The organism is Streptomyces sp. NPDC091649, assembly GCF_044756785.1.
Classification (GTDB): Bacteria; Actinomycetota; Actinomycetes; order Streptomycetales; family Streptomycetaceae; genus Streptomyces.
On sequence record NZ_JBIVTR010000002.1, the window covers coordinates 356276 to 376214 of the forward strand.

16 protein-coding genes are annotated in these 19939 nt (G+C 73.2%); 11 read left to right on the forward strand and 5 right to left on the reverse strand.

Annotated features, from left to right (window positions below; genetic code table 11):
• The first annotated feature begins 19 nt into the window (after positions 1–19).
• Together ACIQMU_RS06740 and ACIQMU_RS06745 are read left to right on the forward strand one after the other, a co-directional pair.
• Positions 20–988, forward strand: a complete 969-nt coding sequence (locus tag ACIQMU_RS06740; protein ID WP_402688337.1) for a cation diffusion facilitator family transporter — start codon at positions 20–22, stop codon at positions 986–988.
• Between the two features lie 232 nt (positions 989–1220).
• On the forward strand, positions 1221–1793 hold the full coding sequence (locus ACIQMU_RS06745; protein ID WP_352241754.1) for a hypothetical protein: 573 nt from the start codon (positions 1221–1223) through the stop codon (positions 1791–1793).
• Positions 1794–1838: 45 nt separating this feature from the next.
• Here the strand turns inward: ACIQMU_RS06745 and ACIQMU_RS06750 are convergent, their stop codons facing one another.
• Positions 1839–3122: an MFS transporter gene (locus ACIQMU_RS06750; protein ID WP_402688338.1), complete on the reverse strand. Its 1284-nt coding sequence runs from the start codon at positions 3120–3122 to the stop codon at positions 1839–1841.
• 69 nt (positions 3123–3191) lie between these two features.
• Here ACIQMU_RS06750 and ACIQMU_RS06755 point away from each other — a divergent pair, with 69 nt between their 5' ends.
• Positions 3192–3590 carry a MerR family transcriptional regulator gene (locus ACIQMU_RS06755; RefSeq protein ID WP_402688339.1) on the forward strand — a complete coding sequence of 133 codons (399 nt, stop codon included), beginning with the start codon at positions 3192–3194 and terminating at the stop codon, positions 3588–3590.
• A gap of 72 nt (positions 3591–3662) precedes the next feature.
• Here the strand turns inward: ACIQMU_RS06755 and ACIQMU_RS06760 are convergent, their stop codons facing one another.
• Positions 3663–4478, reverse strand: coding sequence for a phosphatase (locus ACIQMU_RS06760; protein ID WP_402688340.1), 816 nt, complete (start codon positions 4476–4478; stop codon positions 3663–3665).
• A 291-nt stretch (positions 4479–4769) separates the two neighbouring features.
• Between ACIQMU_RS06760 and ACIQMU_RS06765 the strand changes: the two genes are divergently transcribed.
• Positions 4770–6467, forward strand: a complete 1698-nt coding sequence (locus ACIQMU_RS06765; protein WP_402688341.1) for a glycosyltransferase family 2 protein — start codon at positions 4770–4772, stop codon at positions 6465–6467.
• Between the two features lie 23 nt (positions 6468–6490).
• Complete coding sequence (locus ACIQMU_RS06770; RefSeq protein ID WP_402688342.1) at positions 6491–9574, forward strand: SGNH hydrolase domain-containing protein; 3084 nt, start codon at positions 6491–6493, stop codon at positions 9572–9574.
• Positions 9575–9771: 197 nt separating this feature from the next.
• Here ACIQMU_RS06770 and ACIQMU_RS06775 read toward each other — a convergent pair whose 3' ends face one another.
• Positions 9772–10389: a TetR/AcrR family transcriptional regulator gene (locus ACIQMU_RS06775; protein WP_402688343.1), complete on the reverse strand. Its 618-nt coding sequence runs from the start codon at positions 10387–10389 to the stop codon at positions 9772–9774.
• A gap of 120 nt (positions 10390–10509) precedes the next feature.
• Between ACIQMU_RS06775 and ACIQMU_RS06780 the strand changes: the two genes are divergently transcribed.
• Genes ACIQMU_RS06780 through ACIQMU_RS06795 form a run of 4 tightly spaced genes read left to right on the forward strand, consistent with a single transcriptional unit; the run spans position 10510 to position 16223 of the window.
• On the forward strand, positions 10510–12132 hold the full coding sequence (locus ACIQMU_RS06780; RefSeq protein ID WP_402688344.1) for a carboxyl transferase domain-containing protein: 1623 nt from the start codon (positions 10510–10512) through the stop codon (positions 12130–12132).
• A 7-nt stretch (positions 12133–12139) separates the two neighbouring features.
• A complete protein-coding gene (locus ACIQMU_RS06785) occupies positions 12140–14083 on the forward strand; it encodes a biotin carboxylase N-terminal domain-containing protein (protein ID WP_402688345.1) in 1944 nt (647 codons plus the stop codon).
• Positions 14080–15048 carry a hydroxymethylglutaryl-CoA lyase gene (locus ACIQMU_RS06790; protein WP_352241746.1) on the forward strand — a complete coding sequence of 323 codons (969 nt, stop codon included), beginning with the start codon at positions 14080–14082 and terminating at the stop codon, positions 15046–15048. The genes ACIQMU_RS06785 and ACIQMU_RS06790 overlap by 4 nt, the downstream gene beginning before the upstream one ends.
• A gap of 8 nt (positions 15049–15056) precedes the next feature.
• Positions 15057–16223 carry an acyl-CoA dehydrogenase family protein gene (locus ACIQMU_RS06795; protein ID WP_352241745.1) on the forward strand — a complete coding sequence of 389 codons (1167 nt, stop codon included), beginning with the start codon at positions 15057–15059 and terminating at the stop codon, positions 16221–16223.
• Between the two features lie 105 nt (positions 16224–16328).
• Here ACIQMU_RS06795 and ACIQMU_RS06800 read toward each other — a convergent pair whose 3' ends face one another.
• Both ACIQMU_RS06800 and ACIQMU_RS06805 read right to left on the reverse strand, forming a co-directional pair.
• A complete protein-coding gene (locus tag ACIQMU_RS06800) occupies positions 16329–16871 on the reverse strand; it encodes a DUF1707 domain-containing protein (RefSeq protein WP_352241744.1) in 543 nt (180 codons plus the stop codon).
• Between the two features lie 47 nt (positions 16872–16918).
• Positions 16919–17371, reverse strand: a complete 453-nt coding sequence (locus tag ACIQMU_RS06805; RefSeq protein WP_352241743.1) for a helix-turn-helix domain-containing protein — start codon at positions 17369–17371, stop codon at positions 16919–16921.
• Positions 17372–17586: 215 nt separating this feature from the next.
• Between ACIQMU_RS06805 and ACIQMU_RS06810 the strand changes: the two genes are divergently transcribed.
• Together ACIQMU_RS06810 and ACIQMU_RS06815 are read left to right on the forward strand one after the other, a co-directional pair.
• The gene (locus ACIQMU_RS06810; RefSeq protein WP_402688346.1) at positions 17587–19062 is read left to right on the forward strand and encodes an MFS transporter; all 1476 of its coding nucleotides are present in this window, start codon (positions 17587–17589) and stop codon (positions 19060–19062) included.
• A 114-nt stretch (positions 19063–19176) separates the two neighbouring features.
• Positions 19177–19818: a GNAT family N-acetyltransferase gene (locus tag ACIQMU_RS06815; RefSeq protein WP_402688423.1), complete on the forward strand. Its 642-nt coding sequence runs from the start codon at positions 19177–19179 to the stop codon at positions 19816–19818.
• The last annotated feature ends 121 nt before the right edge of the window (positions 19819–19939 follow it).

The window sequence follows — 19939 nt, forward strand, 5'->3', positions numbered from 1 at the left end:
TTCGGACATACTCCCCAGCATGAATGACGCGAAGGCCGAGAGCCGGGCCGATGGCGGGGAGTCCACGTTCACGGTGGTCGTGGCGGCCGCCGCCAACCTCGGCATCGCCGTGGCGAAGGCCGCCGCCGGGATGATCAGCGGCTCCAGCGCGATGCTCTCCGAGGCGGCCCACTCGGTCGCCGACACGGTCACCGAGGTCATGCTCCTCGCCGCGCTCAAGCGCAGCGGGAAGCCGGCCGACGAGGACCACCCTCTCGGCTACGGCCCCGAGCGCTACATCTGGGCGATGCTCGCCTCCATCGCCACCTTCGTCGGTGGGGCCGTCTTCTCCGTCTACGACGGAGTGCACACGCTGGTCGCCGGCGAGGAGCTGGGCGATCCGCTCATCTCCTACCTCGTCCTCGGCGTCGCCTTCCTCCTGGAGAGCTACTCACTGCGCACCGGGGTCAAGCAGCTGCGGCGCGAGGCGTCACGGCTGCGGGTGCCGGACGCGTACTACCTCCGCCACACCCCGGACACGGCGGTGAAGGCCGTCGTGATGGAGGACTCGGCGGCCCTGACCGGGCTGCTGCTCGCCGCGGGCGGACTGCTCGGCGGACAGCTGACGGGGTCGGGTGTCTGGGACGGGATCGCGTCCTGTCTGATCGGCCTGCTGCTCGTGTACGTGGCCTGGGTACTCGGCCGGTCCAACGCCCAGCTGCTGATCGGCCGGCCGCTGCCCCCGGCGATGCGGGCGGGGGTGCGCGAGGAGCTGAAGTCCGTCCCGCACATCGTGGACGTCCTGGAGCTGACCACGCTGATCCAGGGGCCGGCCGAGATCCTGATCGCCGCGAAGGTCGACTTCCGGGACATGGCCACCGCCGCCGAAGTGGAGTGGGCGTGCGAGGGGGCGGAGGCGCAGTTGCGCGAACGGTTCCCGTCGGTCCGGCGGGTCTACCTGGACCCCACGCCGGGACGCGGCGGACGCGGTCCCGGCAGCGGCGCCTGACGCATCGCGGCAGCGGTTCCGCCGTCGCGCCCGCGTCGACCGAGGCCGTGCGGAGCGTGCTGCGACAGCGCCCCCCAAGGGGGAGTCGGGGCGCCGGCCCGGGCCGGGACCCCAGGAGGGCATGCCCTGTGAACCGCTACCCCGCGCGGGGGAGAGCGCCTCCTTCGCGCGGCGGAGCGGTCCGGCCCGCTCGGTTGATTTCCCGTCGCGCCCGCCTGGTGAGGATGAAGCCATGGCTCCGAAGCTTCTTCACCGGCCCCCGTCCGTCGGTGACACCGAACGGCCCGTTCCCCGTTGGGCGATGCGCCTGGCCCATGCGCTTCCGCTGCTTCTGCTGCCGTCGTGCCTGTGGCGGCTGCCCTTCGCTCTGCACTTCGACATGGGGCAGGTCCAGGAGGGCGGCATGCCGGCCTCCTGGCTGGGCTGGGTGGGCATCGCGTACATCCTCGGGCTCAGTGCGCTGTCGGAAGGGATCGCGTTGCTGACCATCGGGCTGGTCCGGGGCTGGGGGGAGGTGGCGCCCGCCTGGATACCGGTCATCGGCGGAAGACGCGTCCGGCCGGTGGCGGCGTGGGGCCCCGCTGCCCTCGGCGGCCTGATACTCACCCTGCTGTTCACCAGCGTTCCGATCGGCGGGGGTCGCGAACTCACCCCGTACGGCGTCATCGACACGGTCGAGTACAGCAATGCCGCCTGGGAGACGCTGGCGACGGTGTGTGTCACCCCCCTCGCCGCCTGGGGACCCATCACCCTCGCTCTCGCGATCGCCTACTACCGCCGCCGAAGCGTCGCCGTCACTGGGTGAGGGCGCTGTCCACCCGGGCACCCGGTGACGTGTCGCCGGCCGGTCTCAATCGGTGCACCTCGCCCGCCCGGCCGGAGGGTGTGAGGGCCGCTGCCGTCGGCGACGCCCTCCGTACAGTCCCAGCACGACGAAGCCGGCGGGGGCGATGAGGATCATCAACGCACCGCAGCCGACGAGGACGACGGGTGCACCGGTCCGGTCGAGGAGGAAGCCTCCGAGCGCGGCTCCGAGAGGCGAGGCCGTCAGGAGTACGGCGCCGCGCGCGGCCAGGACCGTGGTGAGCGAGTCGGCGGGTGCGCGGTCCTGGACCAGAGTGAAGGAGAGCGCGGAGTAGGGGCCGTAGACGAGTCCGGCGAAGGCGAAGCCGATCAGGGAGGGGAGGGCGGTGTCCGTGAGAGCGAAGGGGAGCAGGCCGATGCCGTGGCCCGCGATGATGCCGAGCATGGCCGGCCACAGGGGAAGCCGTCTGGCCGCGCCCAGTGCGAGGGTGCCGATGACGGCTCCGATGCCGAAGGCGGCCCAGTAGGCGCCGAGCAGCCCGGCGCCTGCACCGAGGTTGTCGGAGACGAACAGAGGGAGGGCGACTTCGACGGGTCCGAAGGCGAGGTTGAACACCCAGGTCACGAGGAGCAGGCCGAGGAGTTCCGGCTGACGGCGCAGAATGCCCAGCCCGCGCTGTGTCCCGCCGGCCACCGGGGACACCGGTGACCGGGGCAGGGTGGTGCGGCCGGCCCGGAGGGCGAGCACGGCGAACGTGGCTGCGTTCAGGCCGATGATCCATGCCGGGGACACCGCTCCCGCGAGAAGGCCCGCGAGAGCTGGGCCCGCGATGGTCGCGCTCCACAGACTGGTACTGAGCACGCTGTTGGCCGCCAGACGCTGGTCGGCGGGGAGCAGCGGGGCGAAGAGCGCGTGCTTTCCGGCCTTGCCCCAGGCGTGGAGCAGCGAGGAGGCGCCCAGGAGCCCGACGTACACGGGCGGGGTGAGCAGCCCCGCCACGTGCGCGAGGGGGACGGCCCCCAGCAGTACGGCACGTAACGCGGCGTCGGTGACCAGGAGCCGTCGCGCGGGGAGCCGGCGCATCCACCTGCCGAGGACCAGTGCGCCCAGCGCGCCGGGCAGGACGTAGGAGGCGACAGCGATGCCGGCCAACGCGCCCCGGCCGCCCTCGGGTCCCAGCGCGAACGCGAGCCACGCGACGGCGACGACGCTCATGCCGTCGCCCAGGTCGGACAGGGCGAAGACCGGCATCAGCCGCCGAAAGGTCCGGTCGGTGAAGAGGGAGCGGTAGGGGCCGGGCACCGGACGTCCCGGTAATGCTGAGAACATGCCGGTCACGGTCGCCCTTCAAGCACGCTTGAAGTCAAGGCCGGACCGAGGACCGAGGAAGGGGCGGGCATGCGGTTTCTGCCCATCGGTGAGCTCGCGGACAGAGCCCGCGTGCGGGCTTCGGCGCTGCGCTACTGGGAGGAGCGCGGTCTGCTGCCCGGCGCGCGCCGCGAAGGCGGGCGCCGGGTATGGCCCGCCACCGCGATCCGCCGGGTCGCCCTGATCAGGATGGCGCAGCGGGCGGGGCTCACCCTCGCCGAGATCGCGCGGCTGCTGGCCGAAGACACCACCCCGTCCGCCACCCGCCAGTGGCGGAACATGGCTGCGCGCAAGCTGCCCGAACTCGACCGGCACATCGCGGAGACCCAGGCCCTGCGCCAGGCAGTCGCGGACTGCCTGGAGTGCGGCTGCATGAGATTCGACCAGTGCGTGCTGCTCGACACCACGGACGCCGCACCCCCGCGGTGATCCCGGCATCCGCACGGTGATCCCGGAACGAGCCGGTCAGCGGGCCGGCCGGACACGGCGCGGACCAGGCCCTCAGAAAGCCGGCTCCACGTCCCCTGCGGGCTCCTCCTCCAGCAGGCCCGCCGCGTGCAGCAGGTAGTCCGTCATCGGGTCGTAGAAGCGCGGGTCGGTGACGTGGTCGTCGAGCGGGACCGTGACCTGGAGGGTGCCCTCCGACTCGCCGAGGAAGAGGGCCGGGTCGTTGCAGTCCGCGTATCCGATCGCGTCCAGCCCCCGCTGCCCCGCGCAGCCGGCCCAGCCGTGGTCGGCCACGACCAGGTCGGGCAGCGGGCGGCCGAGGTGGGCCATGGCGTCCAGGATGGCGGCCATCGGGGCCGGTGAGTGGGTGTGCCAGAGGGTCGCCCCGCGCTCCAGCATCGCCACGTCGGCGAACTGGAACACCATGCCCTCGTCCGCGACCAGCCCGGACGGGATGCGGACGATCTCGCAGCCCGCACGGCGCAGCGCGTCCGCCGTCTGCCGGTGCACGTCCAGCAGGCCGCCGGGGTGCCCGGTGGCGAACAGCACCCGCTCGCGGCCGTCCGCCGCCTTGCGCAGCCGGGCCGCCATCCGCTCCAGGGCGTCGACCGTCAGCTCGGGGTCGATGGTGTCCTGCCCCTGCCGGTGCGCGGGGTCGTCGTTGACGCCGCACCGCTCGGCCATCACGGCGAGTACGTCCTGCTCGTCGGTCCAGCGGTCGCCGAGCTCCAGGCCCAGCCAGTAGTGGCGGTCTCCGTTGGCGAGCTTGCGGTAGTGGGAGAGGTTGTTGTCGCGCGGCGTGGCGACGTCCCCGGCGATACGCGTACGGACGAGGTGGTCGACGAGGGCGGCGCGGCTGGGTATCGGCATGGCCCCATTGTGCCGTCCGGTGCACGAGGCGTGCGCGGTGTCTTGCACGGCCGGGTCGGGCTGTTTCGCGGAGCAAGTCTTGGGGGACTGTTCACCCCCGCGTGACCTGCTCCTTCCTCCGGCGGGCAGGTGCCGGGCTCGAATGGGAGCACCCAGAGGTCTGGACCAATTGAGTCACGCCAAACCCGTGTCCGGTTCTGCCTGTTGCGGCGGTTTCGCGCGAGTGGTCTATACCTTTGACATTAGGGTGGGCCACCTGAAACGGGCACATACACAGCCGTGGGGGGCTTTATGACCGTGCATCACCTTCCGCAACCTCCGTCCGAGGACGAGCTCTACTGGTACTTCGGGCCCCAGCGCCGGTGGGTGCTGGTGAGCAGCTCCCTCGCCTTCGTGTTCACGGCGGCGACGATGTTCACCTTCGCGCTGCGGACTCCCGCCCTCTGGGCGTTCCTCGTGATCCTCGGGCTGAACGTCGTGGCCCTGCTCCTGTCCTCCGTGAACAGCCTGCGCCTGCGCCGGCTGACCCGGGCCTCGCACGAGGTGCTCGTCCGCGCCTGGCGGCCCGCCCGCCTGCCCTCCGTGGACCTCTACCTGCCGACCTGCGGCGAGCCGCTCCCCGTCCTCGCCAACGCCTACCGCGCGGTCGCCGCCCTCGACTGGCCCGACGCGCTCACCGTCTGGGTGCTGGACGACGCCGACCGCGCCGAGGTGGCGGCCCTGGCCGCCGAGCACGGCTACCGGTACGTCGTACGACCCGACCGGGGGCACCTGAAGAAGGCCGGGAACCTCAACCACGCCCTCACCCTGAGCGGCGCCGAGTTCATCGCGATCCTGGACGCGGACTTCGCGCCCCGGCCGGACTTCCTGCGCCATCTGGTCCCGTACCTCGCGGACCCCGCCGTCGGCATCGTGCAGAGCCCGCAGTGCTTCGACACCGACACGGGGATGGACTGGATCCAGCGCGCCGCCGGAGCCGCCCAGGAGTGGTTCTTCCGCTGGATCCAGCCCTCGCGGGACGCCAGCGACGCGGCGATCTGCTGCGGCAGCAACGCCGTCTACCGGCGCGCAGCGATCGACCTGGCGGGCGGCTTCGCCCGGCTCGACCACAGTGAGGACCTGTACACCGGACTCGCCCTGCACGAGCGGGGGTTCCGCACCCAGTACGTCCCGGTCCTGGTCGCCAAGGGCACCTCGCCCGACACCGTCACCTCGTTCGTCAACCAGCAGTACCGGTGGGCGTTGGGCAACCTGCATCTCCTCGGCGCCCCGGTGCTCCAGCGGATGGGCGCGCCCTGGCGGATGCGGCTGTGCTTCTACGAGGGCGTCGTCGGCTATCTGACCACGGCCGTGAACACCTTCGCCGCACCGCTGCCGCCGCTGGTGATGATGTTCTGGTACCCGGACGACGTCCGCCCCTGGCACGTCCTGCCGCTCCTCGCGCCGCTGTGGCTGTGGCACGTGCTGCTGCCCCGGATCAGCCGGACCCGGTGGCGGGTGGAGGTGATCCGCGCCAACGTCCTCACCAGCGTGGCCGCCGCCACCGCGTTCTGGCACACCCTGCGGGGCCGGCGCGCCGCCTGGGTGCCCACCGGTGCACAGGGCGAGGGGAGGCCGGGCTCGATGGCCCGCCGGGTCGTGGGCGCTTCGCTGGTCTGGCTGGTCCTGTCCAACGGAGCCGCCGCCGGGGGCCTCGCGCTGGCCGTGGCCCGCAACGGGTGGGAGCCCAACTGGGGCCTCGGCCTCTACCTCCTGGTCCAGTCGCAGATCAACGTGCCCCTGATCCGGGACCTGCTCGCCGAGCTGCGCCCGGCCGCCACGACGGCCGGCCGGCCCCGGAACCATCCGCTCACCGGGCGCCGGCCGCGGCCCCGGACGGGCGTGCTGCCCCGCCGCTGGCCCGAGGGGCTCGCCGCCTCCGCCGTCCTCCTGCTCACCGGCCTGCTCGCCTCGGGATGGGTCGACCCCATGCTCCCGTGGCTGAGCTGAGCCGTCCCGAAAGGCGCCGCCCCATGCCCTTCCCGCTCGCCCGCCGCCCTCGCCCTCGCCCTCGCCCGAAGCGGCCCGCTCCCCCGCCCGTCACACCACCGCCGCGCGCCGACGGCCCGTCCGGGCCGAGCGGTCCCGGCGGCTCCAGCAGCTCGGGCGGCTCCAGCAGCTCGGGCGGCGAGTCCGGGCCCAGTCCGCACCGGACGACGTTCCGGCCCGACATCGAGGGGCTGCGCGCGGTCGCCGTCCTCGCGGTTCTCGCCTTCCACGCCCAGATACCGGGGATGGCGGGCGGCTTCGTCGGGGTGGACGTCTTCTTCGTCATCTCCGGCTATCTGATCACCGGGCTCCTGGTGCGGGAGGCGGTCACCACCGGCCGGATCCGGCTGGGCGACTTCTTCTCCCGGCGGGCCCGGCGTCTGCTGCCCTCCGCCGCCGTCGTCCTGGCGGCGGTCGCGGCCGCCGGGGCGTGGCTGACCGTTCCCCTGCTCCGAGCCGACCTGGAGCAGGACGTCCTCGCCGCGGCACTGTCCGTCGCCAACTGGCGGTTCGTCTCCCAGCAGACCGACTACCTGGCCGCCGGACACGACCAGAGCCCGCTGCTGCACTTCTGGTCGCTCGCCGTCGAGGAGCAGTTCTACCTGTTCTGGGCCCCGCTGCTGGCGGCGCTCGTCCTGGTCGCCGCCCGCGCGGTGCGCCGGGGGCGGGCCGTGCGCGCGGTCGTGGCGCTCGCCACCGCCGCCCTGGCCGTCGCCTCGTTCGCGCTGTCCCTGCACTGGACGCGGGACTCCGTCTCCCTGGCGTACCTCGGAACGCCCTCGCGGGTCTGGCAGTTCGCCGTCGGCGCGCTGCTGGCGCTGCTGCCCTGGCACCTGCTGCGCGGCCCGCGTCCGCTGCGGTCGGCCTGCGGGTGGGCGGGGGCGGGGGCGATCGTCTGGTGCGCCGTGTCGTACGACGCCTCGACCCCGTACCCCGGCTACGCGGCGCTCGTCCCCACTCTGGGCACGGCCGCCGTCATCCTCGCCGCGATCCCCGGCCGGGGCGAGCGCGTCGTCCGAGGAGCACTCGGCGTGGGGCGGTTGCTGTCGGGCCGGGCCCCTCGGGCGGTCGGGCGGCTCTCGTACAACCTCTACCTGTGGCACTGGCCGGTGCTCGTCCTCGCCGAGACGCGTCTCGGGGCGCTCGGCTGGCCCGCGAAGACAGCGCTGACGCTGGCCGCCGCGCTGCCCGCCCTCGCCACCATGCGCTGGGTCGAACAGCCGCTGCGCCGCAGCCGTACGGTATCCGAACTGCCGCGCCGCGGGCTGGCCGTGGGGATCTCCGCCGTCGTCCTTCCCGTCGTGCTCGCGCTGGTCGTGGGCACCACGACCCTGCACCTGCTGGGCCCGGTCACCCCGGTCGACGCCAAGGGCCTGCCGCCGGGCGCGGCCTCCGGCCCTTCGCTGCTCGCCCGGGCGGACGGCTCCGCGCCCGCGGACGGCCCGCTGGTGCCGGGCCCGGCCCAGGCGCGTGAGGACTTCCCGCCGGACGGGGACTGCCAGGTCGCCCCGGCGGCGACCCGCAGCCCGGAGTGCCTGTTCGGGGCGGTGGACAGCCCGGACCGCGTCGTGCTGCTCGGCGACTCGCACGCCGGCCAGTGGTTCTCCCCGCTGCTCGCGCTCGCCTCCCAGCGCGGCTGGGCGCTCCAGGAACTGGTGAAACAGGGCTGCCCGCTGCCGGAACTGACGGTGAAAAGCCCGCAGTTGGGGCGCGTCTACCGGGAGTGCGACACCTGGCGGGCCGACGCCCTGGACCGCCTGCGGAAGGGGCCCGAGCCCCGGCTCATCGTGATCGCCTCGCTCAACCGCTACACCGCCGACCGTGAACTCCTCACCGCCGCCTGGGAGAAGACGCTCAAGCCGCTGCGGGAGACCGGCGCGCCCATCGTGTACATCGAGGACACCCCCGTACCGGGGACGGACATCCCGGCGTGCGTCTCCGGCGCTCCGGACAAGGCCGCGGCCTGCGCGTTCAGCCGGGCGGACGCGGTGACGGCCGACCCGCTGGCGCGGCGGATCGCCTCGGGCGCGGTGCCGGGCGTGCGGTCCGTCAGCCTGAATCCGGCGCTGTGCCCGGGGAACGGCCCGACGTGCCCGGCGGTACGGGACCGGGTCCTGCTCTACCGGGACGACGCCCACCTGACGAACGTGGCGGCGATCGTGCTGGCCCCCCGGCTGGAGCGGCTGCTGACGGAGTCGGGCGCGCTGCCCCCGGCCGCGACCGCACCCCCCGCCGCGCCGGGTGCGGACGGCTGGACCGAGCTGCTGCGGGACGACTTCGACGGACCGGCGGGCAGCCGCCCCTCCCCCGCGCGCTGGCAGTACGACCTCGGCACCTGCTACCCGGGCTGCCCGGCGCCCCGCTGGGGCACCGGCGAGATCGAGACCATGACCGACTCGACCGACAACGTGCGCCTCGACGGCCGGGGCGTGTTGGAGATCGTCCCGACCAGGAAGGGCGGGACGTGGAGGTCGGGCCGGATCACGACCGTGCGGTCCGACTTCGCGCCGCCGCCCGGCGGGGTGCTGCGGATCGAGGCGTCGATCGCGCTGCCGGACGTGACGGGTCCGGCGGCGGCGGGGTACTGGCCGGCGTTCTGGACCCTCGGGTCGGCTCTGCGCGACGGGTACACCGGCTGGCCCGGGGTCGGCGAGCTGGACGTGATGGAGTCGGTCAACGGCCGGGACACCTTCTTCGGGTCGATGCACTGCGGCATCCTGGAGGGCGGCCCCTGCGAGGAGCCCGTGGGGCTGACGTCGGGCCCGCAGGAGTGCGCGGACTGCCGTACGGCTTTCCACACGTACGCCGTCGAGGTCGACCTCTCCCCCGGCGCGGAGGAGGTGCGCTGGTATCTGGACGACCGGGTGTACCACCGGGTGCGGGCCGCCGCGATGGACGCCGGGACCTGGAAGCGGGCCGTGGACCACGGGGTGTTCCTGATCCTGAACGTGGCGATCGGCGGCAAGCTGCCGGAGGCGGACGGCGCGACGGCCGGACCGGCCACGGAGCCGGGCCATCCGATGCGGGTCGACCTGGTCAGGGTCTTCGCCAGGGACGCGGCCGGCTGACCCGGCACTCCGGGCGTTCCGCGGCACCTCGGGGAGGTCCGTCACTCCCGGTCGTCGTGGAGACCGCCGCCCGGAGGTCGCGGACCGCCCCGCGCACGCTCACGCCCGCCCGGGGGCCGTCGGCGGTCTCGGCCCTGCGCGGGGCGGCCTGCTTCTCCGGCAGGCCGGGAAACGCACGGCGGCGGCGGAACCGCGGCTCAGGAGGGCTCCGCGGCGGCGAAGGCGCCCCGGGCCAGCCGGTGCAGCAGGGCGGCGGTCGCCGCGCGGCCGGGCAGCGCCTCGGGGCGGGCCAGGTGCGGGGTGGAGTTCAGCAGGCCGAAGACGGCGTGCACGGTGACGCGGGCCCGGTTCTCGGCCAGCGACGGGTAGAGGGCGCGGACGACCCCGACCCAGACCTCGACGTACTCCCGCTGGAGCCGGCGCACCTGCTTGCGGTCCGTGTCGCGCAGCCGGTCCAGCTCTCGGTCGTGGAGGGTGATCAGGGGGCGGTCGTCGAGGGCGAAGTCGATGTGGCCCTCGATGAGCGCGTCCAGGAGGGCCTCCGGAGCGCCGTCGCCCCTTGCGGCGTTCTCCGTGACCCTCAGCCGTCCGCCCTCCAGCAGGCGCTCGCTGATGCCCACCAGCAGTTCGGCGAGCATCGCGTCCTTGCCGGGGAAGTGGCGGTAGAGGCCGGGCCCGCTGATCCCGACGGCGGCGCCTATCTCGTCGACGCCGACACCGTGGAAGCCGCGCTCGGCGAAGAGGCGGGCGGCCTCCCGGAGGATCTGCTCGCGGCGGGTGGGGGCCGCGACGCGGGCGGCGGCATGGGTGCTCATGAGGATTCATTCTAGACAGGGTCGTTAGCGGTCGTTAACCTGAGGGAAACGCGTTAACGCTCATTAACACCACGTCAACGCCATTTCTCTACCGCGGTACGGGCAAGGGGGCTCGACACGATGCAGCAGGCACCGGTCCTGGCGAGCGCGGCCGATCCCGCCTCGGCGGCCTGGCAGGCCAACGAGGCGGCTCATCGCGCGCTCTCCGACGAGCTGGCGGAACGCCTCGCCACGGCACGGCTGGGCGGGGGTGAGAAGGCGCGGGCCCGCCACGAGGCGCGCGGCAAGCTGCTCCCCCGGGACCGGGTGGACACCCTCCTCGACCCCGGCTCGCCGTTCCTGGAGCTGGCTCCGCTGGCGGCCGAGGGGCTGTACGGGGGCGCTGCCCCGGCGGCCGGGGTGATCGCCGGGATCGGACGGGTCAGCGGCCGGGAGTGCGTGATCGTCGCCAATGACGCGACCGTCAAGGGCGGCACGTACTACCCGATGACCGTGAAGAAGCACCTGCGCGCGCAGGAGGTGGCGCTGGAGAACCGGCTCCCCTGCCTCTACCTGGTCGACTCGGGCGGCGCGTTCCTGCCGATGCAGGACGAGGTCTTCCCCGACCGGGACCACTTCGGGCGGATCTTCTACAACCAGGCCCGGATGTCGGGCGCCGGCATTCCGCAGATCGCGGCGGTGCTGGGTTCCTGCACGGCGGGCGGGGCGTACGTCCCGGCGATGAGCGACGAGGCCGTCATCGTCCGCAACCAGGGCACGATCTTCCTCGGCGGCCCGCCGCTGGTGAAGGCCGCGACCGGCGAGGTCGTCACGGCGGAGGAGCTGGGCGGCGGCGAGGTCCACTCCCGTACGTCGGGGGTCACCGACCACCTCGCGGAGGACGACGCGCACGCCCTGCGGATCGTCCGCAACATCGTGGCCACGCTGCCCGACCGCGCCCCGCTCCCCTGGTCGGTCGAACCGGCCGAGGAGCCGAAGGCGGACCCGGCCGGACTGTACGGCGCGGTCCCGGTGGACTCCCGCACCCCCTACGACGTGCGCGAGGTCATCGCCCGGGTGGTGGACGGCTCGCGCTTCCAGGAGTTCAAGGCGGAGTACGGCACGACGCTGATCACCGGCTTCGCCCGGATCCACGGCCACCCGGTCGGCATCGTCGCGAACAACGGAATCCTGTTCTCCGAGTCGGCCCAGAAGGGCGCGCACTTCATCGAGCTGTGCGACCAGCGCGGCATCCCGCTCGTCTTCCTCCAGAACATCTCCGGCTTCATGGTCGGCCGGGACTACGAGGCGGGCGGCATCGCCAAGCACGGCGCGAAGATGGTCACGGCCGTGGCCTGCACCCGCGTGCCGAAGCTGACGGTCGTGGTCGGCGGTTCCTACGGCGCGGGCAACTACTCCATGTGCGGCCGGGCGTACTCGCCGCGCTTCCTGTGGATGTGGCCGAACGCCAAGATCTCGGTCATGGGCGGCGAGCAGGCCGCCTCCGTCCTCGCGACGGTCAAGCGGGACCAGCTCGGCGACGACTGGAGCGCCGAGGACGAGGAGACGTTCAAGGCCCCCATCCGCGCCCAGTACGACACCCAGGGCAACGCGTACTACGCCACCGCCCGGCTCTGGGACGACGGCGTGATCGACCCCGTGGACACCCGGCAGGTGCTGGGCCTCGCCCTGACCGCCTGCGCCAATGCCCCGCTGCCCCAGAAGGACCCGGCCGGGCCCGGCTTCGGCGTCTTCCGGATGTGAGGAACAGATGACGATGTTCGACACCGTTCTGGTCGCCAACCGCGGCGAGATCGCGGTCCGGGTGATCCGGACCCTGCGGGAACAGGGAGTGCGCTCGGTCGCGGTCTTCAGCGACGCGGACGCGGACGCCCGGCATGTGAGGGAGGCGGACACGGCGGTGCGGATCGGTCCGCCGCCGGCCGCCGAGAGCTACCTGTCGGTGCCCGCTCTGCTGGAGGCGGCCCGCCGCACCGGCGCACAGGCCGTGCACCCCGGCTACGGCTTCCTCGCGGAGAACGCCGCCTTCGCCCGGGCCTGCGCGGACGCGGGGCTGGTCTTCATCGGCCCGCCCGCCTCCGCGATCTCCCTCATGGGCGACAAGATCCGGGCCAAGGAGACGGTCGCGGCGGCCGGGGTTCCGGTGGTCCCGGGCTCCTCGGGCAGCGGCCTGACCGACGCCCAGCTGGAGGAGGCCGCCCGGGAGATCGGCACGCCGGTGCTGCTCAAGCCCTCGGCGGGCGGCGGCGGCAAGGGGATGCGCCTGGTCCGCGACACGGCGGTGCTGGCGGAGGAGATCGCGGCGGCGAGGCGCGAGGCACGCGCCTCGTTCGGCGACGACACCCTCCTGGTGGAGCGATGGATCGACCGGCCGCGCCACATCGAGATCCAGGTGCTGGCCGACGCCCACGGCCACGTGATCCACCTCGGCGAGCGCGAGTGCTCGCTCCAGCGCCGCCACCAGAAGATCATCGAGGAGGCCCCCTCGGTCCTGCTCGACGAGAAGACCCGGGCGGCGATGGGCGAGGCCGCGGTGCAGGCGGCGCGTTCCTGCGGGTACGCCGGTGCGGGCACGGCGGAGTTCATCGTCCCGGGCGACGACCCGGCCTCGTACTACTTCATGGAGATGAACACCCGCCTCCAGGTCGAGCACCCGGTCACCGAGCTGGTCACGGGCCTGGACCTGGTGGAGTGGCAGCTGAGGGTGGCGGCGGGCGAGCGGCTCCCGTACACGCAGCAGGACATCCGCCTCACCGGTCACGCGATCGAGGCCCGCCTCTGCGCCGAGGACCCGTCCCGGGGCTTCCTGCCCTCGGGCGGTACGGTGCTGGCGCTGCGCGAGCCGCAGGGCGGCGGGGTGCGGACGGACTCGGGGCTCAGCGAGGGCGTGCCGGTGGGCAGCCTGTACGACCCGATGCTGTCGAAGGTCATCGCGTACGGCCCCGACCGTGCGAGCGCCCTGCGCAAGCTGCGGGCGGCCCTCGCCGACACGGTGATCCTGGGCGTCCCGACCAACGCGGGCTTCCTGCGCCGCCTGCTGGCCCACCCGGACGTGGTCTCGGGGAACCTGGACACGGGGCTGGTGGAGCGCGAGGCGGAGGGCCTGGTGCCGGACGGGGTGCCGGACGAGGTGTACGCGGCGGCGGCCGCCGTGCGCCTCGACGCGCTGGCGCCCACGCCGGACGCGGGCGGCTGGACGGACCCGTTCTCGGTGCCGAGCGGGTGGCGGACGGGCGGTGTGCCGGCGCCGCTGGTCTTCCCGTTGCGCGTGCCGGGCGCGGACCCGGTGGCCTGCGGGGCGCCGGCCTCCGCGACGGTCACGCCCGACCGGGTCACGGTCGAACTCGACGGCACGGTAGGCCACTTCCACCGCTCCGGGGACTGGCTCGGCCGGGACGGCGACACCTGGCACGTCCAGGACCACGACCCGGTGGAGGCGTCCTTGAGCGGGGCCGGCCGGAGCGGGGCGGACACCCTGGCGGCCCCGATGCCGGGCACGGTCACGGTGGTGAAGGTCGCCGTCGGGGACGAGGTGGAGGCCGGACAGAGCCTGCTCGTGGTGGAGGCGATGAAGATGGAGCACGTGATCTCCGCCCCGCACGCGGGGACCGTCACCGAACTGGACGTCACGGCGGGCACGACGGTCGCGATGGACCAGGTCCTGGCCGTCGTGGCGCCCCGGGAGGACTCATGAGCACGCGACCGCTCCCCATGACGGTCCCGGCCCCCGGGCTGCCCGCCCGGGTCCGGATCCACGAGGTGGGCGCCCGGGACGGCCTCCAGAACGAGAAGGGGATCGTCCCGACGGAGGTGAAGGCCGAGTTCATCCGCCGCCTGGCGGTGGCCGGCCTGACCACCATCGAGGCGACCAGCTTCGTGCACCCGAAGTGGGTGCCCCAACTGGCGGACGCGGAGGACCTGTTCCCCCTCCTCGGGGAGATCGCGGACGTGGGCGACGTCTCGCTCCCGGTCCTCGTGCCGAACGAACGCGGACTGGACCGGGCGCTGGCACTCGGGGCCCGGTCGATCGCGGTGTTCGGCTCGGCGACGGAGACGTTCGCCGCACGCAACCTGAACCGGACCGTGGACGAGTCGCTGGCCATGTTCGAGCCGGTGGTGGCCCGCGCCAAGGCGGACGGGGTGCGGGTGCGCGGGTATCTGTCCATGTGCTTCGGAGATCCGTGGGAAGGCGCGGTGCCGGTGGCGCAGGTGGTCAGGGTCGCGAAGGCGCTGATGGACCTGGGCTGCGACGAGTTGTCGCTGGGCGACACGATCGGGGTGGCCACACCGGGCCACGTGGCGGCGCTGCTGACGGCGCTGAACGAGGCCGGCGTCCGCACGGAGTCGATCGGCGTCCACTTCCACGACACGTACGGCCAGGCGCTGTCCAACACCCTGGCGGCGCTCCAGCACGGCGTGAGCACGGTCGACGCCTCGGCGGGCGGCCTGGGCGGCTGCCCGTACGCGAAGAGCGCCACGGGCAACCTCGCCACCGAGGACCTCGTGTGGATGCTCGACGGCCTCGGCATCGAGACCGGCGTCGACCTCGACGCACTGACCGCCACCAGCGCGTGGCTGGCCGGACACCTGGGCAGGCCGAGCCCATCCCGCACGGTCCGCGCCCTGACCCCACCCTCTTCCCCCTCCCACAAGGAGTGAGCCCCACCATGTCCCTGGACCACCGGCTGACCGCCGAGCACGAGGAACTGCGCCGCACGGTCGAGGCGTTCGCCCACGACGTGGTCGCGCCGAAGATCGGCGACTTCTACGAGCGCCACGAATTCCCGTACGAGATCGTGCGCGAGATGGGCCGGATGGGCCTGTTCGGACTGCCGTTCCCGGAGGAGTACGGCGGCATGGGCGGCGACTACCTGGCGCTCGGGATCGCCCTGGAGGAGCTGGCCCGGGTCGACTCCTCGGTGGCGATCACCCTGGAGGCCGGGGTCTCGCTGGGCGCGATGCCGCTGCACCTCTTCGGCACGGAGGAGCAGAAGCGGCGGTGGCTGCCGAAGCTCTGTTCGGGCGAGGCGCTCGGCGCGTTCGGCCTGACCGAGCCGGACGGCGGCTCGGACGCGGGCGGCACGCGGACGACGGCGGTGCTGGACGAGGCCACCGACGAGTGGGTGATCAACGGGTCGAAGTGCTTCATCACCAACTCCGGCACGGACATCACCGAGTTGGTCACGGTGACGGCGGTGACGGGCCGCAAGGAGGACGGCCGCCCCCGGATCTCCGCGATCATCGTCCCTTCCGGCACCCCCGGCTTCACGGTCGCCGCCCCCTACTCGAAGGTCGGCTGGAACGCCTCGGACACCCGGGAGCTGTCCTTCTCCGACGTCCGCGTCCCGGCGGCGAACCTGCTGGGCGAGGAGGGCCGGGGCTACGCGCAGTTCCTGCGCATCCTGGACGAGGGCCGGGTCGCGATCTCGGCGCTGGCCACGGGCCTGGCGCAGGGCTGCGTGGACGAGTCCGTGAAGTACGCGGCCGAACGCCATGCGTTCGGCAAACCGATCGGCGCGAACCAGGCGATCCAGTTCAAGATCGCCGACATGGAGATGCGTGCCCACATGGCCCGCGTGGGCTGGCGCGACGCGGCCTCGCGGCTGGTGGCGGGCGAGCCGTTCAAGAAGGAGGCGGCGATCGCGAAGCTGTACTCCTCCACGGTCGCGGTGGACAACGCCCGCGAGGCGACACAGATCCACGGCGGCTACGGCTTCATGAACGAGTACCCGGTGGCACGGATGTGGCGCGACTCGAAGATCCTGGAGATCGGCGAGGGAACGAGCGAGGTACAGCGGATGCTGATCGCGAGGGAGTTGGGGCTTCCGGGCTGATCGGCCTCCTCCCGCCGCTCTGAACGCTGCCGCCCCGGCCCCGTGGACGCACTCACGGCGGCCGGGGGCGGCCGCCGCAGGGCCGCCCGCCGCGCCCGAGGCTCCTCAGCGCCAGGCGTGGCGGATCTTCAGCCGCCCGTATCCCATCGCCCCCGAGAAGCGGATACGCGGTGCGCCGGGGCGGGACGGCCGGCGGGGCTGGTAGCGCAGGTCCTTCCAGCCGGTCTCCACGCTCTCTGCCTCCACGATCGCGTCGCGCGGCACCGTGACGTGCGCGTTGCCGGTGCCGATGCTCAGCTCGATGTCGATGACCGGGTACTCGATGAGCGCCCGCGACAGGTCCAGGCGCACCCGCCCGAAGGCGGACTGGACCTTGAGGACGCGGGGTACCCGCCACGCGCCGCGCCGCGTGATCCGTCCACCGGCGGCGGCGATCGTGAGCGTGGTGCCGGGGTCCTCGGCCGGGAGCGACTCCAGGGCCGCCGCGAGCTCGCCGTGCGTCGTGGCGGCGAGTGCCTTCCCGAGGCGCTCGTCCATCTCCTCGTGCGCGATGCGCTCCTCCGCGTACGCCTCCCGCACACGCCTCACGGCGCTTTCGCGCTCTTCTTCGCCCACACGCGACACGGCGTTTCGCTGAGGTGAGGTCACCACGTCACTCTAGTGGGCGTCGGCCGCGTGGACACGGCGTACGACCACTACGAGCTGGGCGGGCCGGACGCCTCGACGCCCTGACGGCTGTCGTAGTCGGCACGCGCCTTCGCGATCTCCTGCTGGTGGCTCTCGGTCCAGTCGACCAGGGACCGGATCGTCGTGTGCAGCGTCGCGCCCAGCTCCGTGAGCTCGTACTCCACGCGGGGCGGGACGACGGGGTAGACCGTGCGCCGCACCAGGCCGTCGCGTTCCAGCTGGCGCAGGGTCACCGTCAGCATGCGCTGGCTGATGCCTTCGATCAGCCGGCGCAGCTCGGAGAAGCGCAGCGTGCGGCGTTCCAGGTGGGCGATGGCGAGGAGCGACCACTTGTCCGCGACGCGGTCGAGGATCTGCCGTACCTCGCACCCCTCGCGGACGTCCCACTGGCTGATGTCGAAGTCCTGGTCAGCGCCGGTATTCGCGCAGTCACCGGGTGACTTCGAAGTGCCTTCTTCCATACCCACCCACGGTGCCGCAAGCTTCGAGTGGTTACAAGAGGGAACCGACCGGCAGTTTCGTAACTTCTCGCCGCGGTGCGCCGCTTGACGCCTCCGAACGCGAACCACGCCCAGCCGACCCGCTGTCGCGGCGGTTCGCCATGCCCTCCCTTCCGTGCCCAAGGAGCCGCTCCGTGTCCTCACCACCGCCCTCATCGATTCCGAGCAGTGACCGTATGACCGGACGCGCCCGGGGTGTGCTGCTCGTGCTGTGCGGCGCGATCTTCCTCGAAGGCATCGATGTGGCCATGCTCAACGTGGCCCTGCCGGCGATCCGTGCGGACCTCGGCCTGTCCACCGGCACACTCCAGTGGGTGATGAGCGCCTACGTCCTGGGCTACGGCGGCTTCATGCTGCTGGGCGGACGGGCGGCCGATCTGTTCGGCCGTCGCCGGATGTTCATCCTGTGGCTCGTGGTGTTCCTGGTCTTCTCCGGCCTGGGCGGCCTGGCCGCCGAGGGCTGGATGCTGATCGCCGCCCGCTTCGTGACCGGGGTCGCCGCCGCCTTCATGACCCCGGCCGGGCTGTCGATCATCACCACCGGCTTCCCGGAGGGGGCGCAGCGCGACAAGGCCCTGCTCGTCTACGCGGGCACCGCCGCCGGGGGCTTCTCCATCGGCCTGGTCGTCGGCGGACTGCTCTCCGCCGTCGACTGGCGCTGGGTGTTCTTCGCGCCGGTCATCCTCTCGTTCGGCATCCTTCTCGCCGCGCTCGCGCTCGTCCCCGCGTCCCCGCGCCCGGACCGCACCGGGCAGGGGGTCGACCTGGCCGGAGCGGTCACCGTCACCGCCGGAATCCTGCTCCTCGTCTTCGGTGTCGAGCGGGCCACGCACGCCCCGGCCGCCTGGACCGTCGGCACGGTCGGCGCGGCCCTGCTGCTCTTCCTCGCGTTCGCCCTCATCGAGCGCGCCTCGTCCTCACCGCTGGTGCGCCCGGGCCTCTTCCGCAGCGGGTCGCTGGTCCGCGCCAACGTGTCGGGGCTGCTGTTCGCCGCGGGCTTCTTCGGCTTCCAGTTCATCGTCGTGCTCTACCTCCAGGAGCTGCGCGGCTGGTCGCCCCTGCGGACCAGCTTCGCGCTGCTCGTCATCGGCGTGGACGCGGTCCTCTCGCCGCTCCTCACTCCCAGGCTGGTGGCCCGGTTCGGCCATGCCCGGGTCATCTTCGGCGGGCTGCTCCTCGCGTCGTTCTCGTACGCCCTGTTCCTGCCGATCACCGCGGACTGGTCGTACGCGGCCATGTTCCCGGGCCTGCTCCTCCTCGGCGTGACCTTCTCCCTGGTGTACGGGCCCCTCACCATCGTGGCCACCGACGGCATCGCCGCAAAGGAGCAGGGCGTGGCGGGCGGACTGCTCAACACGTCCTTCCAGTTCGGGGCCGCGCTGGGGCTGTCCGCCGTGGCCGCCGTCAACATCGCCGCCACGGACGGGACGTCGCCGGCCGCCCTGCTCGACGGGTACCGGGCGGCCCTGGCCGTCCCGGTGGCCGCCACCCTGATCGCCGCCGCCGTCAGCGCGTTCGGCCTCCGCGCCCGGCGGGGGGCGTCGACGGCCGGCCCCTCCGCCGACCGCGGCGAGCCTCGGAGGAGCGGGGCCTCACCGGGCGGGAGCGACGGGCCGGCCGGTACCGAGCAGCCCGCCGGGATCGGGGCCTGACACGGCGGCGGGGGCGTGGCCGCACCGGCCCGGCGATGCCTCCGCCGCCGCGGGCCGCGCCTATTCCGGTCGACACCTCCGGCATCCGTCCGGCAGAGTCCCGTCATGGACCCCATGGACCTCCGGCACTGGCCGCTGTACGGGCTTCGCCTCCGTACGCCTCGCCTCGAACTTCGCCTGCCCGGGCTCGAACTCCTCGACGAGCTGGCCTCGGTGGCCGCCGGCGGGGTGCACGCCCCGGGCCGTATGCCGTTCACCGTGCCGTGGACGGACGGGCGGCCCGAGGAGGTGGGGCGGGGGGTGCTCCAGCATGTGCTGGGGACCGTGGCCGACTGGTCCGTACAGGACTGGACGCTCAGTCTGGCCGTCCTCCACGAGGGGAGGGCCGTGGGGCGGCAGGACCTCTCGGGGCGCGGCTTCGCGGTGCGGCGGCAGGTGCAGACCGGCTCGTGGCTCGGGCTCGCGTTCCAGGGGCGGGGCCTCGGTACGGAGATGCGCGCCGCCGCCCTCCATCTCTCGTTCGCCGGGCTCGGCGCGCGGTACGCCGTGTCCTCCGCCATGACGGACAACCCCCGTTCGCTCGGGGTCTCGCGACGGCTCGGGTACACGGACGACGGCCTGGAGACGGACATCGTGCGCGGGGCCCCGGTCACCCTCCGGCGGCTGCGCCTGGACCGGGCCCGGTGGGAGGCGCACCGGAGCGTGGACGTGACCGTGGAAGGGCTCGACGCCTGCCGGGCGGAGTTCGGGGTCTGAAGCCAGGGAAAAGCAGGGAGAAAGCGGACAACCGGCACACCCCCAGGGGGCGAGGAGCGCGATCACTCCTGGCTTAGGTTAGGCTCCCCTTACTTTGGCATCGCGCCCTCGTCCCCCCTTC